This is a genomic window from Salinispora fenicalii, from assembly GCF_000514815.1.
In the GTDB taxonomy this organism is placed as follows: domain Bacteria; phylum Actinomycetota; class Actinomycetes; order Mycobacteriales; family Micromonosporaceae; genus Micromonospora; species Micromonospora fenicalii.
Genome location: NZ_AZWQ01000021.1, coordinates 108,275 through 122,027, shown reverse-complemented (window position 1 = coordinate 122,027; position 13,753 = coordinate 108,275). Strand labels below are relative to the sequence as shown.

Genomic DNA, 13,753 nt, shown 5'->3' with positions numbered 1-13,753 from the left:
CTGATCTGGAGGGTGGGGAGAGAGACCGACCGTGAGTGTGCTCATCGACAAGTTCGACGTCTTCGCGAGTGGATTCTGGCTCACCCTCCAGATCTGTTTCCTCGCCGCGATCGGAGCCCTGATTCTGGGCTCCGTCGTGGCGGTGCTACGGATCTCCCCGGTACCGCCCCTGCGAGCGGTCGGTACCGCGTATGTCAACATCTTCCGTAACCTGCCGCTGACCATCGTCATGTTCTTCGCCGCCTTCGGCCTCCCCGCGCTCGGCTCCAACGCGGACTTCCTCCGCATCCCCGGGCTCGACATCGTGTTCAGCCGGCTCGGCACCGACCTGCCGTACTTCCGCTTCGGGCTGATCGCCCTGACGCTCTACACCGCGGCGTTCGTCTGCGAGGCGCTGCGCTCCGGCGTGAACGCGGTACCCGCCGGCCAGGCGGAGGCGGCTCGGTCGCTCGGGCTGACCTTCACCCAGAACCTGCGGTACGTGGTGCTGCCGCAGTCGTGGGCGGCGTCGGTGGTTCCACTCGGGTCCGTGATCATCGCGATGATCAAGAACTCGGCGCTGATCGGCTTCTTCGGTGTCGTGGGCGACCTGTCCGCAACCGCGGACCAACTGACATCGGCCGGAGGCGAGCCCTTCATCCCCGTCGCCATCGGCATCTCGATCGGCTACCTGATCATGACCGTGCCCCTGGGCATGCTCCTCGACCGAATCGAACAGCGGCAGGCGGTGGCCCGATGACCCAGCAGAGCAGCGTCCTCTACGACGTCCCCGGGCCCCGGCAGCGCCGGATCACCCTGTTCAGCAGTGTCGCCGCCCTCATTGGGCTGCTGGTCGGCGCGTACTTCCTGATCTACCGGCCGCTGGATGAGACCGGCCAGCTCTCGATGGAGCTGTGGGGTCCGTTGATCGACCCCGGCAACGAGAACTTCGCCCTGGTCTGGGAACGACTCGGCGTCGGCATCAAGAACACCCTCATCGCGGCGGCGCTGGCCATCGTCACCTCGCTGGTGGTCGGCACCCTGCTGGCGGTGCTGCGGATCCAGCTCAAGGGCCTGGCCCAGCGCCGCTACGCCGGGTTCGCCGCTCCCCTGGCCTACCTGCTCCGCGGGCTGAACCGCACGCTGTCGATCGTCACCCGCTTCTGCGTCGAGGTCTTCCGAGGTCTCCCCGTCGTCATCACGATCTTCTTCGTGGCGCGTGGGTTCCCCGAGTTCGGCATCACCTTCGACAATCTCTGGTACCTGGTCATCGGCCTCACCATCTACAACTCCGTGGTGATCGCCGAGATCCTCCGCTCCGGCATGCAGGGCCTCGCCGGCGGGCAGGCCGAGGCCGCCGCCGCGATCGGGCTCGCCCCGCTGCAGACCACCCGGATGATCCTGCTGCCGCAGGCATTCCGGATCATGCTCCCCGCGCTGATCAGCCAGCTCGTAGTGGTCCTGAAGGACACCTCGCTCGGCTTCATCATCAGCTATGAGGAGACGCTCAACATCGGCAAGCAGATCATCGGCGTGTTGGACAACCCCATCCAGGTCTACACCGTGCTCGCCGTGCTGTTCATCGCCGTGAACTACTCGCTGTCGAAGCTGGCCCAGGCCGTCCAGAACCGGCTCTCCCGCGGCCGGCGCACCGCCAACACGCCAGCCCCGCAGTTGCCGCCGGCCGCCCTCACCTCGCAAGCCGAGGGCGCTGGCGGTACCTGACCGACTCATGCAACGGTCGGCCCGGGTTTCCCGGGCCGACCGTTGACAGCTGCGCACACGCTCCCGTTGAGCAGGCGTGCACGCAACACGGTGAACGGATGAGCACCGACGCGGCGGGCCTATCGACGGCTCAGCGGGCGATCTCGGTGACCCGGGACTCGCGGACCACGGTGACCCGGATCTGCCCCGGATAGGTCAGCTCCTCCTCGATCTGCTTGGCCACATCCCGGGCCAGCACGGAGGCGCTGATGTCGTCCACGTCGTCCGGCCGGACCATCACCCGGACCTCCCGGCCCGCCTGCATCGCGAAGACCCGTTCCACGCCGAGCTTGCCCCCCGCGATCTCCTCGATCCGCTCCAGCCGCCGCACGTACGCCTCCAGGCTCTCCCGGCGGGCCCCCGGTCGACCCCCGGAGCAGGCATCCGAGGCCTGGGTGAGCACCGCCTCGACGGTCTGCGGCGGCACCTCGTTGTGGTGCGCCTCGATGGCGTGCACGACGTCCTCGCTCTCGCCGTACTTGCGGGCGACGTCGGCGCCGACGATGGCGTGGCTGCCCTCGACCTCGTGGGTGAGCGCCTTGCCGATGTCGTGCAGGAACGCGCACCGCTTGATCGTCGGCACGTCCAACCGCAGCTCAGCAGCCATGATCCCGGCGATGTGGGCGCTCTCGACGAGGTGCTTGAGCACGTTCTGCCCGTACGAGGTGCGGTAGCGCAGCCGGCCCAGCAGGCCGACCAGCTCGGGGTGGATCTCGGTGATGCCGACCTCGACCAAGGCATCCTCGGCGGCGCGCTGGCAGAGCTGCTCCACCTCCTGCCGGGCCAGGTCATACACCTCCTCGATCCGGTGCGGATGGATGCGCCCGTCCAGGACAAGCTTCTCCAGGGTGAGCCGGCCGACCTCCCGACGCACCGGGTCGAAGCAGGAGAGCAGCACCGCCTCCGGAGTGTCGTCGATGATCAGGTTGACTCCGGTGACCGATTCGAAGGTGCGGATGTTGCGCCCCTCCCGACCGATGATCCGACCCTTCATCTCGTCGCCGGGCAGGTGCAGCACGCTGACCACGCTCTCCGCGGTCTGCTCACTGGCCACCCGCTGGATGGCGTCAACCACGATGTGCCGGGCGCGTTCCTCGCCCGTGCTGCGCGCCTCGGCCTCGATGTCCCGTACGAGCAGCGCGGCCTCCCGCTTGGCCTGCGCCTCGATCGCCTCGACCAGCTCGCCGCGGGCCGCCTCCGCGGTGAGCCCCGCGACCCGCTCCAGCTCGCGGCGTCGCTGCTGCTCGGCCTGCTCCAGCTCCCGGTCCCGCTCGGCGAGCGCCGACTCCCGGGCCTCCAGGGCGGCGTTGGCGGCACTGAGCTGCCGGTCCCGCTCGGCGAGCCGCTCGACCTCCTCGGTGTGCAGCCGCTCCCGGTCGTCCATCCGGGCGGCTCGCCGCTCCACCTCGGCCGCCTGTTCCCGAGTGGTCGCGGCGAGGACGGTGGCTTCCCGTTCTCCGCTGCGCCGGGCGGCGGTCCGTAGCTGTTCGGCTTCGGCCTCGGCCTGCTTGTGCACCCGTTCCAGGATGGTGTCGGCTTCGGCGCGGGCGCCGTCGAGCACCCGCCGGGCTTCGGCGCGGGCGGCCTTGGCTTCGGCGCGGGCGGCGGCGGCTTCGGTGCGGGCGGCGGCGGCAGCGGACTTCGCCGCGTCGATGGTGCTGTTGGCCTCGTCGGCGGCCGACCGTAGCGCGGCGAGGGACTGCTCTTGGCGGTCTTTCTCCGCGATGAAGGCCGGGTCCTCGGGCCGCGAGGTGCCGGTGATTCCGCGTACGGCCCGGACGCCCACCAGCACCGCGCCGACCACCACGACGGTAAGTAGCAGAACGGCCACGAGGAGGACCGTGTCGAGCCCGTTCATGGTGAACTTCCTGTCGACCCCTGCCGCCTCGCCATCGCGCGCCTCCCCTTGACCGTCGCGCCGCCGGCAACGTGCGGTGGGCGCGCTCCCGCGGCTCTGGACGCCCGACCGGAGCGGCTGGCCGAAAGGGGAGCCCTCCCGTCGACGGTGCCGCGGCGGCACTGCCGACGGGAGCTGCAGTTGTCGCGTCGGCTCCGGACCGGCCGGGTCCGGAGCTGACACAGGGCCAACGAATCGGCCAAAGTGATGCGGTTCTGTTACGCGATCTATGTTGTGCGCTTTGCCTGCGCTGGTCGGGCAATGTGAGCCTTATGGCGAGGCTAGGTCCCCGGAGCCGGTCCGGTCAAGGAAACGATGATCAATACATCCGAACGGAGAGGATTTACAGCATTACGCAACGCTGATCAATGATCAGGCCAAAGCGAACAAATGGGACTTAATTCGCCTTGGCTGGCATGGCGGATACCACGCAGCTACGTAGGCTTCTCAATCAAGGATCGACCTCGGTGTCACTGAGCGCCTCAGCTTCGATCTGCTCCGCGAACTCGGCCGCCTCGGCGCTCTGCGCCGCGAGGGCCTCCTTCACCGCCCGAATCGCCACCCCTGGCGAGTAGCCCTTGCGGGCCAGCATGCCGACCAACCGCCGAAACACCGCAGCCGGCTCGCCCCGGGTGCCGCGCAGCTTCCGCTCCGCCAAGGCACGGGCCGTCTCCGCCTCCGTCTCGTCATCCAGCTCGCCGAGCGCAGCCTTCGCCACATCACCATCGACGCCACGCTGACGCAGCTCGGTGGCGAGGGCACGGCGGGCGAGGCCACGGCCAGCGTGCCGGCTGGAGACCCAGGCCCGCGCGAAAGCCGCGTCATCGATCATGCCGACCTCGTCGTAGCGGTCGAGGACCGCCATGGCGACCTCCGCCGAGATGCCCCGCCGCGACAGCGCTCGGGCCAGCTCGGCCCGGGTACGCGGACGCACGGCGAGCTGCCGCAGGCAGACCTCCCGCGCCAGCTCGGCCTCGTCCGTGGGCGAGGCCGAGCTGGTCGCGGCGTCAGCGTTACGTCGACCACGGCGAGGGGCTGCCGCCGCGGTGGCATCACCCGTGCGCGGTGGGCTGGCGTCCCACCCCCGCCCCGTACGGGCTCGTCGTGACGTCACCGGTCCTTACTCAGAAGTCGACCGGCGGCAGCTCCGGACCGCCAGCGGCGTCACCCGCACCGGCACCGACGCCAAGCTTCTCCAGGATCTTCTTCTCGATCTCGGCCGCCACGTCCGGGTTCTCCCGAAGGAACTCGCGGGCCTTCTCCTTGCCCTGGCCGAGCTGATCACCCTCGTAGGTGTACCACGCGCCGGACTTCCGGATGATCGCCTGCTCGACACCCACGTCGATCAGCGACCCCTCGCGGGAGATTCCCTTGCCGTACATGATGTCGAACTCGGCCTGCTTGAACGGCGCGGCCACCTTGTTCTTCACGACCTTGACCCGGGTGCGGTTACCGACCACGTCGGTGCCGTCCTTGAGGCTCTCGATGCGGCGCACATCGAGCCGGACCGAGGCGTAGAACTTCAGCGCCCGCCCACCGGTGGTGGTCTCGGGGCTGCCGAACATGACACCGATCTTCTCGCGGAGCTGGTTGATGAAGACCGCGGTCGTGCCGGTGTGACTGAGCACACCGGTCATCTTGCGCAGGGCCTGGCTCATCAGCCGGGCCTGGAGACCCACGTGGCTGTCACCCATCTCACCCTCGATCTCGGCGCGCGGCACCAGCGCGGCCACCGAGTCGATGACGATGATGTCGAGCGCACCGGAGCGGACCAGCATGTCCGCGATCTCCAGGGCCTGCTCGCCGGTGTCCGGCTGGGAGACCAGCAGGGCGTCGGTGTCGACGCCGAGGGCCCGGGCGTATTCCGGGTCGAGGGCGTGCTCGGCGTCAACGAAGGCGGCGATGCCGCCGGAGCGCTGGGCGTTGGCCACCGCGTGCAGTGCCACCGTCGTCTTACCGCTGCTCTCCGGGCCGTAGACCTCAATGACCCGCCCCCGGGGCAGGCCGCCCACGCCGAGGGCCACATCCAACGCGATGGACCCGGTCGGAACCACCGCAGTCTGCACGACCGGGCGCTCCCCCAGTCGCATCACCGAACCTTTGCCGAACTGTTTATCGATCTGAGCGAGAGCAAGGTCGAGTGCCCTCTCCCGATCAGGCACTGCCGCCATCGTCGCCACCCCTGCCTTCGCCGACTTCGCTGAGCTTCGCGTCACGCGGACACGCTAGGCGCATGGTCCGACAGAACACCAGCGACCATGCCGCGAGCTGTGGATAAGCGCCTCGCTGTGGACAATAGCCGAACAGGTGTACGAGCAGGGGCGCGACCCGCGAACGTAACGAAATGCCTACTCAGCGGAGCCGCGCGGGCACCCGGTCCGGGTACGCGGCGACCACCGCACGCCACACGACGTGGGTCTCCTCCCCCGCCGCGAGCGCCTGCTCAATCGTCCGCTCGCCGAGGGGCGCCAGGACCTGGTCGCTGGCGATGCTGGCCGCGTAGCCCGGCCCGAACGCCTCCTCCAGCCGCGCCCAGAAGTCGGTCAGCCGCACGTGTCATCCTCCCGGTCAGGCGCCCTCGGTGGGCCCCCGACGTAACGCTAACGCCACCAATGGCACCACCACGATCGCCGCCAGCAGGGTGAGCACCGGATAGCCGGCCGCCCGCATGACGAACCCGCTGACCGCGGCGGCGCTGGCCCCGGCCAGCCCCATGGTCAGGTCGGAGAAGCCCTGCACACTGGGCCGCACCGCCGCCGGCACCGACTCCGACAGCAGCGTGGAGCCGCCCACCATCGTGCCGGACCAGCCCAGCCCGAGCAGGACCAGACCCACCGTGAGCTGCGGCGTGTGGTGGGCGGCGGTGCCGGCGACGGCGCACGCGGCGAGCAGCAGCCCGACCCCGCCCAGGATGACCGCCCGCCGGCCGAGCCGGTCGGCGAGCCAGCCCACCAGCGGGGCCAGCGCGTACATGCCGGCGATGTGCAGGCTCAGCACGATCCCGACCACCCGTAGGACGTCCGCGTCGCCGTGCGACTCGCCGAGCCGCACCGGGGTCATCGACATCACCGCCACCATCACCGCGTGCCCGACCGCCACCGCCGCGACACCGAGCCGGGCCGCCGGGCGGTCGCGTACCACCTGCCAGGCCGCCCGCATCCCCGCACCGCGCCGGACCACCGGACTCGGGGGCGTCACGGGCTCGGCCACCGAGCTCGGGGGCGTCAAGGGTTCGGCCACCGAACTCGGGGGCGTCACGGGTTCGGCCACCGGAAGTCGCCGCGCGGTGAGCAGCGGGTCGGGCCGCAGCAGCGCGAAGAGCACGCCGGCGGCCAGCACGAAGGCGACGGCGCTGAAGGCGAACGGGCCGGCCAGTGGCGGTAGCCCCCACCCGCCGGTGACCGTGTCGGCGAGCGCCGCGAAGTTCGGCGCGGCCACCGCCCCGATGGTGGTGGCCCAGACGATCAGGGCGAGCTGCCGGCCCCGACGCGCCGGCTCGGCGAGGTCCACCGCGGCGTAGCGGGCTTGGAGGTTCGCGGCGGTGCCGCCCCCGAACAGCAGACTGCCGAGGAAGAGCAGCGGCACGACTCGGGTGACCGCGGCGAGCACCACCAGCACCGCGCCGACCGCGCCGACCAGGTAGGCGACGACCAGCCCCGGACGACGCCCGTGCCCGTTCATGATCCGGGTGATCGGGATGGCGAGCAGCGCGGCGCCCACCACGGCGGCGCTCTGGGTCAGACCGGCGACCGCGGTGCCGGCGATCCGGGCGGCGAGCAGCGCCCCGACCGCGACTCCGATGGTGACGCCGATGCCACCAATGATCTGGGTGCCGAACAGCAGACCCAGGGTTCGCCGTTGGATCGGCGCCACATCCGACCGGATCCGGGTCGGCGCGGTCAGGTCGGTAGTCACAGACGACTCCCGCAGGTAAGGGGTGAACGGCATACCTATCCTTGCGTATGCCCGCCCAACCGGCACCGCCGGGCCACGCCGATAAGCAGCGCGGACAGCGCCTTCCGCGACGCCGGGGGGCATCGTCGATCTCACCCGGGTACGGCCGCTGAACCTGGCACGACCCTCGACAGTGCTCCGGTCAGCTCGATCCCCACGTCGGCATCCATCCGAACCAGCTCGCCGAACACGCCCCACACCGATCGGCTGACGCGATGAAGCCCTGGTCAACACCGGCAGACGGTCGTCCTGGGCGCAAAATCTTGACGGATTGATGTATCAAAGCCGCCCCCCAACACCCTCTACTTATATATATCGATCAAAGTCGGGCGGCTCGCGTCGCGCTCATCCCCTGACTCTGCGACACCCACCCTCTGCCCCCTCCCGCTTGTCGGCTACCCGACCCCTCCCCGCCACCGTCGAACAACCGACGTGAGGAAGTCCCGTGAAGACGAAGCAACCACCGGAACGCCCCAGCGGCAAAGGGGGCGCTCCGGCCAACCGCACCGCACAGACGTACATCACCGAGCTCCGCAAGACCGCCGACAAGGCCAAGCCGATTGGCCACACCACCGGGACACCGCCACCGCGAGGCAGAGCCAAATCAGCCGAGGAACCACGCCGAGCCACCAACCCGAACCGCGCGCTCACCACCCCGTACTCAAGGTGCGCCACGGCCTCGGCCGTGACGATCCAGACGATGGGAAAGATCTCGATCAGAGCCGGCGACAAACGGTGCTTCCGTCTTGGACCTCCACGCCAACGCGCCCTGTTCGCACTACTACTCATCAATGCCGGAAAGTCCATTTCCATACCAAGGATAATTGACTCGCTCTGGGGGGCAAAGCCGCCAGCATCTGTTCGTAGCACAATCTATTCGTACATTTCGAGGTTGCGGCAGTCACTTGATGAAACCTCCGGGACGAACCACCAGTTCCAGATCAGGATCCGCCACCTAGCGTCCGGTTACATGCTGGAGACAGACCTCGGGTGCACCGACTTCGTGCAGTTTCAAGATGCCATCGAGCTCGCCTCGGAACTAATGGACGAAGGTCATCCCAACTCCGCGAAAGGAGCTGCAGAGTCCGCCCTCTCCCTCTGGCACGGCACGCCGTACGACGAGCTGACGGCCTACAGCTTCGCGGCACTCGAAGCCACCCGTCTCGACCAGTTACGACTCCGAGGACTGCAGATCTGGGCGGACGCAGCGCTCAAGCTGCACCAGCACGACGAAGTGATCGAGCGGCTGGGGGAAGAGGTCCGCCGCAACCCCATGCAAGAACGCCTGGCAGGCCGACTCATGCTGGCCCAGTACCACAGCGGCCAACCAGCGAAAGCACTGCTGACCTACGAACACATTCGTTCCTACCTCGCCGCTGAACTCGGAGTAGATGCCAGCACCCAGCTACAGAAGCTGCACCAGGCCGTCCTCCGGAAGGAGCTTTCGATCGGTGAGCCCGTGGTGGTCACCCCGGACACGGAGTCGATGCCAACTCCCACCGTTGAAACCCCGACGAGCCCGCTTCCACCCGCCGATGAACGGTTGGTCGGACGCCGTGCCGCCATGGCGCGTCTCCGGATGATGGCGGAACCCGGTAGCTACGGCCGGGTGCTACTCGTCGTTGGCGAACAAGGAGTGGGCAAGACATTCCTCCTCCAGGCATTCGAGCGGGAACTCCTCGCCGCCGGGACCGAGGTCATCTGGGCCCGGGGGAAACACTCCACCGACGCGTCGGAGCTGGACATCTGGGGCCAGGTAGCTCGGACGTCACGCCGCTGCGTCGCCCGACCCAACGCCATGGCGAACGACGAGGCGACGACGGAAGATCGGAGCGACCCGGCACCAGAGCGGCGGCCGAGCTACGAGGAGGTGTATCGGGCTATCGACAAGGCCGGTCGGCAGGCACCGATCGCGCTCTTCCTCGAAGATATCCACTACACGGACAGTGGGAGCCTGCACCTGCTGCACCGGCTGATTCGGGAGACCCGAGACCCCCGGTTCACCGTAATCGCCACCGTGCGCGATCATGCCGTATCAACCAATCCGGAACTACAGCAAACGCTTTCCGGAATCCTCCAGGAGGACATAGTTGACGATCTCCTACTCACGCCGTTTCCGCGAGCTGGATCCGAAGCGGTGATCACGAGTCTTTGCGGCATGGACGTCTCTTCGGACGAGATCTCGAACCTGCACCGTTTGACGGGCGGCAACCCCTTCCTGCTAACCCGGATGGCCCTCTCACTGACGCCGGAAGTCGACTCCCACACCCTCCGAAGGCAACTACCCTTCCGGGTGAAGGTCGTCGTCCGGGGACGGCTGGCGGAGTGCCCGCCGGATGCGCTCGCGGTAGTCGAGGTCTGTGCCGTGATCGGTACCGTGGTCGAGCCTCGACTCCTGTCGTCGGTCCTACATCTGCTGGGCGTGCCGGTGGACGCTGTGCACAGCGCGCTGCGTTCTGGCCTGATCCGCTCCTGTGTCGCCGACAACAACCTCACTTTCGCCCAGGAGTTGGTGCGTGACCTGGTGTTGACGGACATGAGCCCCACCCGCAGGGTTGAACTTCACCACCTGGTGAGCAGAGTGCGGACCGCAAGTGGCGCTGGCGGAGCCGCCAGCCTTGAGGCAGTCCTCCGCGGCCGGAGGGTAGCTCTGAACACGGGCGCCTGGGGGGCGATCAGACCTATCCTCGAACTGGCCGAACAGGCGGCGAAACGGCTGCCCCCGCTCTGGTACCCGTTCGGGCTCCGGTAGCCCCGCTCGCGTCGCGGGGTGGCGAAACTCTCCGTGTAGGCGCCTCTCAGCCGACGAAGCTCCACACCAGCGTCGCCGCCGCAGGGGCGAGCCAGCCAGCCCTGCGGCGCGAACGGAACCAGGTTGTCCCGCAGCCCCACCGCCCGCCGTCCCACCTGGTTGCCGCGGGCGCCCGTCACCCCGCCGTCCACGAGTTGAGGTGCAGCACCGACTCCAGTGGCTGTCGTGGGGCCGGTTTGAAGTCCGTGCCGATCGTGTAGGCCGTCGGCAGCAGCGCCGCCTGGATCAGCCCGTCGGGCAGCCCCAACAGGTCAGCAATCTCCCTTTCGTACATGAGGTGCAGGGTTGTCCACGCGGTGCCCAGGCCCCGCGCCCGGGCTGCGAGCGAATAGCTCCACGAGGCCTGGATGATCGATCCCCACCGGCCGGCATCGTTGTATTCCGGCGCGGCGGTGGCATCAAGGCAGGGAATGACATGTACCGGAACCTCGGCCATGTGTTCACCGAGATAGGCAACACTGTCGGCCACCCGCTGCTGTGTGCGGTGCCGCTCGGCGTCCTCCTGGAAAAGCGTTCCGCAGGAGCCCTCGGATGCCAGGTAGGTGTGCACCGCACGCCGATAGAAGTCACCGATCACCTTGCGCTTGTCGTGATCGGTGATGACGACGAAGTGCCACGTTTGGCGATTACTTCCCGTCGGCGCCTGCAGCGCTACTTTCAGGCACTCCTTGACCAGTTCGAGCGGGACAGGGCGGGTGAGGTCGAGTCGCTTACGAACGGACTTGGTCGTGGTGAGCAGTTCGTCGGAACTGAGGTTCAGCATGGCCATGGTCATCCCCTTGTCATCGGCCCAAGAAGGATCACCCGCCGTGTTTGAATCCATCTTGGAAAAACCTTGATGAATTCTTCCCATCACTCTTCGAAATTAATCCACCACGGTTGATACCATCCGTTTCATGTGGTCGCTCGGTGAGCGAACAACGCCGTCAGCGACAGTCCGGCGGGCCCGGCCTGGGCCTCGAACTCGCAGAAGTCCAGAGGAGAGACTCGTGACCATGTCGACCACCTCCGTTCGGGCCTTGCAGCGTGAACTGGTTACCGAGCTACCCGGGCCACGGTCCCGGAGCATGCTGGAGCGACGCGGGGCAACGGTCGCGCGGGGCGTCGGCTGCGCGGTTCCGACGTTCATCGAGGCGGCCGGAGCGGGGCTGCTGCACGACGTCGACGGCAACACCCTCATCGACCTCGGCTCGGGCCTCGGCGTGACCTCGGTGGGCAACCCCGCGCCGGAGGTCGTCACCGCGGTACGCGAGCAGGTGGCGTCCCTGACGCACACCTGCTTCCTGGCGACACCGTACGAGGGCTACGTCGCGGTGTGCGAGGAACTGGCCCGGCTGACTCCGGGCGACCATCCAAAGCGATCCGTGCTGCTGAGCACCGGTGCTGAGGCCGTCGAGAACGCCGTCAAGGTCGCTAGGGCGGCCACGGGACGTACGGCGATCGTCGCCTTGGACCACGCGTACCACGGCCGGACCAACCTGGCGCTCGCGTTGACCGCCAAGAACGCCCCCTACAAGCAGCACTTCGGGCCGTTCGTGCCGGATATTCACCACATTCCTGCCTCGTACCCGTACCGCGACCCGAAGGGCATGACGGGAAAGGAGGCGGTCAGCCGGGCCGTGGAGACGCTCGAACGCCAGGTCGGCGCGGAGAACGTCGCCGCGGTGGTGGTGGAGCCGCTGCAGGGAGAGGGCGGGATTGTCGTCCCGGCCCCGGGTTTCCTCACCGAACTGGCGGACTGGTGCCGCCGCAACGGAGCGCTCTTCGTAGCGGACGAAATTCAGAGCGGCTTCTGTCGGACCGGTGCCTGGTTCGCCAGCGACCACGAGGGAATCACGCCAGATCTGGTCATCACCGCGAAAGCGCTCGCCGGTGGTCTGCCACTGGCCGGGGTCACCGGGCGCGCGGAGTTCATGGACGCGGTGCAGCCCGGCGGTTTCGGTGGGACGTTCGGCGGAAACCCCGTCGCCTGCGCCGCGGCCCTCGCTGCCATCCGCTCCATGCGGGAGCAGGATCTGCGGGCGAAGGCACGGCAGATCGGGACCACACTGACCACCCGCCTCACCGCGATCGCCGCCGCCCACCCCGAGGTGGGAGAGGTGCGGGGCCGTGGAGCGATGATCGGCGCCGAGATCGTGCACCCCGACACCGGCCGCCCAGACGCGCACGGGGCCGACCGGTTGGCCCGGGCCTGCCAGGCGGAGGGCGTCGTCCTCCTCACCGTCGGCACCTACGGCAACGTGCTCCGCTTCCTACCTTCACTGGTGATGCCCGAGACCCTGCTCAACGACGCACTGGACGTACTGGAGGAGAGCTGTGACCGACTCCTCGGCTGACCGGAGCAGGACACCCGCCCGAAAGCTGGGTGACCTTGCCGTCAGTGGGCAAGGGCTCGGCTGTCTCAGCCTGAGCTCGTTCTACGGCGAGACGGACCGGGCCGAGGCGATCGCCACCGTGCACGAGGCGATCGATCGAGGCGTGACCCTATTGGACACCGCCGACGTCCAGGGCCTCGGCTATGGCGAACGGCTGGTCGGCGCGGCCGTGGTGGGCCGGCGCGACCGGATCCTCATCGCCACCAAGGTGGGGCTCGAACGGTCTGCCAGCGGCGACTTCCTGGGGGTTCGCGGCGACCGCGCCTACATCCGAAGTCGCTGTGAGGCGTCACTGAACCGACTCGGCGTGGAGCATCTGGACATCTACACCAAGCACTGGGTCGCGCCGGGTGAACACATCGAGGAGGCCATGGAAGCGATGGCCGAGCTCGTCCGGGAAGGCAAAGTTCGTCACGTCTGCCTCTCCGAGGTCTCGGCGGAGACGCTGCGGCGTGCGCACGCCGTTCATCCCGTCACGGCCGTGCAGTCCGAGTGGTCCCTGTGGACCCGCGACATCGAGGAGAACGTGCTCGGGGTGTGTCGCGAACTCGGTGTGGGAGTTATCGCCAGCTGCCCCTTGGGGCGCGGATTTCTCGCCGGGCAGGTCACCCCGACGACCACCTTTCGCGAAGGCGACTTCCGGCGTACCCTGCCGCGGTTCTCCGAGGAGCACCTGCCCCGCAATCTTGTTGCCCTGGAACCGTTGCGGGCGCTTGCCGAACGACACGAGCTGACGCTCGCCCAGCTGAGCCTGGCCTGGCTACACCATCGAGGCGAGGACGTCGTGGCGATTCCGGGCACCGGGCGCCGCGATCACCTGGTGGAGAACCTTGCGGCCATCGAGACGAACCTCAGTGCCGGGCAGCTCCTGGAAATCGAGGCGGCCCTGCCCCCCGCCGCGATTTCGGGTACGCGCTACGACGCCTTTCTCATGGGCCTCGTCGGCAACTGACCGAACGCCGGGGCGTGGAT

Annotated in this window: 10 protein-coding genes and 2 pseudogenes; 6 read left to right on the top strand and 6 right to left on the bottom strand. The window is 68.3% G+C overall.

What is annotated here, in order from left to right:
* Nucleotides 1–31 precede the first annotated feature (31 nt).
* Together B116_RS0111595 and B116_RS0111590 are read left to right on the top strand one after the other, a co-directional pair.
* Nucleotides 32–739 carry an amino acid ABC transporter permease gene (locus tag B116_RS0111595; RefSeq protein ID WP_027660185.1) on the top strand — a complete coding sequence of 236 codons (708 nt, stop codon included), beginning with the start codon at nucleotides 32–34 and terminating at the stop codon, nucleotides 737–739.
* Nucleotides 736–1,704, top strand: coding sequence for an amino acid ABC transporter permease (locus B116_RS0111590; protein ID WP_018724113.1), 969 nt, complete (start codon nucleotides 736–738; stop codon nucleotides 1,702–1,704). The genes B116_RS0111595 and B116_RS0111590 overlap by 4 nt, the downstream gene beginning before the upstream one ends.
* 130 nt (nucleotides 1,705–1,834) lie before the next feature.
* On the opposite strand, the gene rny is transcribed toward B116_RS0111590, so the two are convergent.
* From rny to B116_RS25040, 5 genes and pseudogenes are all read right to left on the bottom strand, one after another.
* Nucleotides 1,835–3,601 (bottom strand): ribonuclease Y, encoded by a 1,767-nt coding sequence (gene rny, locus B116_RS0111585; RefSeq protein WP_018724114.1) that lies wholly within the window; start codon nucleotides 3,599–3,601, stop codon nucleotides 1,835–1,837.
* 490 nt (nucleotides 3,602–4,091) lie between these two features.
* A complete protein-coding gene (locus B116_RS0111580; protein ID WP_027660184.1) occupies nucleotides 4,092–4,754 on the bottom strand; it encodes a regulatory protein RecX in 663 nt (220 codons plus the stop codon).
* A 10-nt stretch (nucleotides 4,755–4,764) separates the two neighbouring features.
* Complete coding sequence (gene recA, locus B116_RS0111575; RefSeq protein WP_018253569.1) at nucleotides 4,765–5,811, bottom strand: recombinase RecA; 1,047 nt, start codon at nucleotides 5,809–5,811, stop codon at nucleotides 4,765–4,767.
* Nucleotides 5,812–5,992: 181 nt separating this feature from the next.
* Nucleotides 5,993–6,193 (bottom strand): DUF3046 domain-containing protein, encoded by a 201-nt coding sequence (locus tag B116_RS0111570; protein ID WP_018220599.1) that lies wholly within the window; start codon nucleotides 6,191–6,193, stop codon nucleotides 5,993–5,995.
* A pseudogene (locus B116_RS25040) lies at nucleotides 6,184–7,588 on the bottom strand (MFS transporter). The gene B116_RS0111570 and the pseudogene B116_RS25040 overlap by 10 nt, the downstream one beginning before the upstream one ends.
* Before the next feature lie 706 nt (nucleotides 7,589–8,294).
* Between B116_RS25040 and B116_RS29000 the strand changes: the two are divergent.
* Nucleotides 8,295–8,501, top strand: a pseudogene (locus B116_RS29000) (AfsR/SARP family transcriptional regulator); the annotation flags it as partial.
* Between the two features lie 63 nt (nucleotides 8,502–8,564).
* Nucleotides 8,565–10,346 carry a BTAD domain-containing putative transcriptional regulator gene (locus B116_RS0111555; protein ID WP_027660183.1) on the top strand — a complete coding sequence of 594 codons (1,782 nt, stop codon included), beginning with the start codon at nucleotides 8,565–8,567 and terminating at the stop codon, nucleotides 10,344–10,346.
* A 175-nt stretch (nucleotides 10,347–10,521) separates the two neighbouring features.
* Here the strand turns inward: B116_RS0111555 and B116_RS0111550 are convergent, their stop codons facing one another.
* Nucleotides 10,522–11,175 (bottom strand): nitroreductase family protein, encoded by a 654-nt coding sequence (locus tag B116_RS0111550; protein WP_082312793.1) that lies wholly within the window; start codon nucleotides 11,173–11,175, stop codon nucleotides 10,522–10,524.
* A 220-nt stretch (nucleotides 11,176–11,395) separates the two neighbouring features.
* Here B116_RS0111550 and gabT point away from each other — a divergent pair, with 220 nt between their 5' ends.
* Nucleotides 11,396–12,742, top strand: coding sequence for a 4-aminobutyrate--2-oxoglutarate transaminase (gabT, locus tag B116_RS0111545; protein ID WP_027660182.1), 1,347 nt, complete (start codon nucleotides 11,396–11,398; stop codon nucleotides 12,740–12,742).
* Entirely contained in the window at nucleotides 12,723–13,733 is a 1,011-nt protein-coding gene (locus B116_RS0111540; protein WP_027660181.1) for an aldo/keto reductase, read from the top strand. Before gabT ends, B116_RS0111540 begins: the two co-directional genes overlap by 20 nt.
* Nucleotides 13,734–13,753 lie beyond the last annotated feature (20 nt).

Excerpts from the sequence above, each read along its gene's own strand:
- B116_RS0111590 (WP_018724113.1), top strand. The coding sequence starts at position 736 with ATGACCCAGCAGAGCAGCGTCCTCTACGACGTCCCCGGGCCCCGGCAG.
- rny (WP_018724114.1), bottom strand. The coding sequence starts at position 3,601 with ATGAACGGGCTCGACACGGTCCTCCTCGTGGCCGTTCTGCTACTTACC.
- recA (WP_018253569.1), bottom strand. The coding sequence starts at position 5,811 with ATGGCGGCAGTGCCTGATCGGGAGAGGGCACTCGACCTTGCTCTCGCT.
- B116_RS0111555 (WP_027660183.1), top strand. The coding sequence starts at position 8,565 with ATGCTGGAGACAGACCTCGGGTGCACCGACTTCGTGCAGTTTCAAGAT.
- B116_RS0111550 (WP_082312793.1), bottom strand. The coding sequence starts at position 11,175 with ATGGCCATGCTGAACCTCAGTTCCGACGAACTGCTCACCACGACCAAG.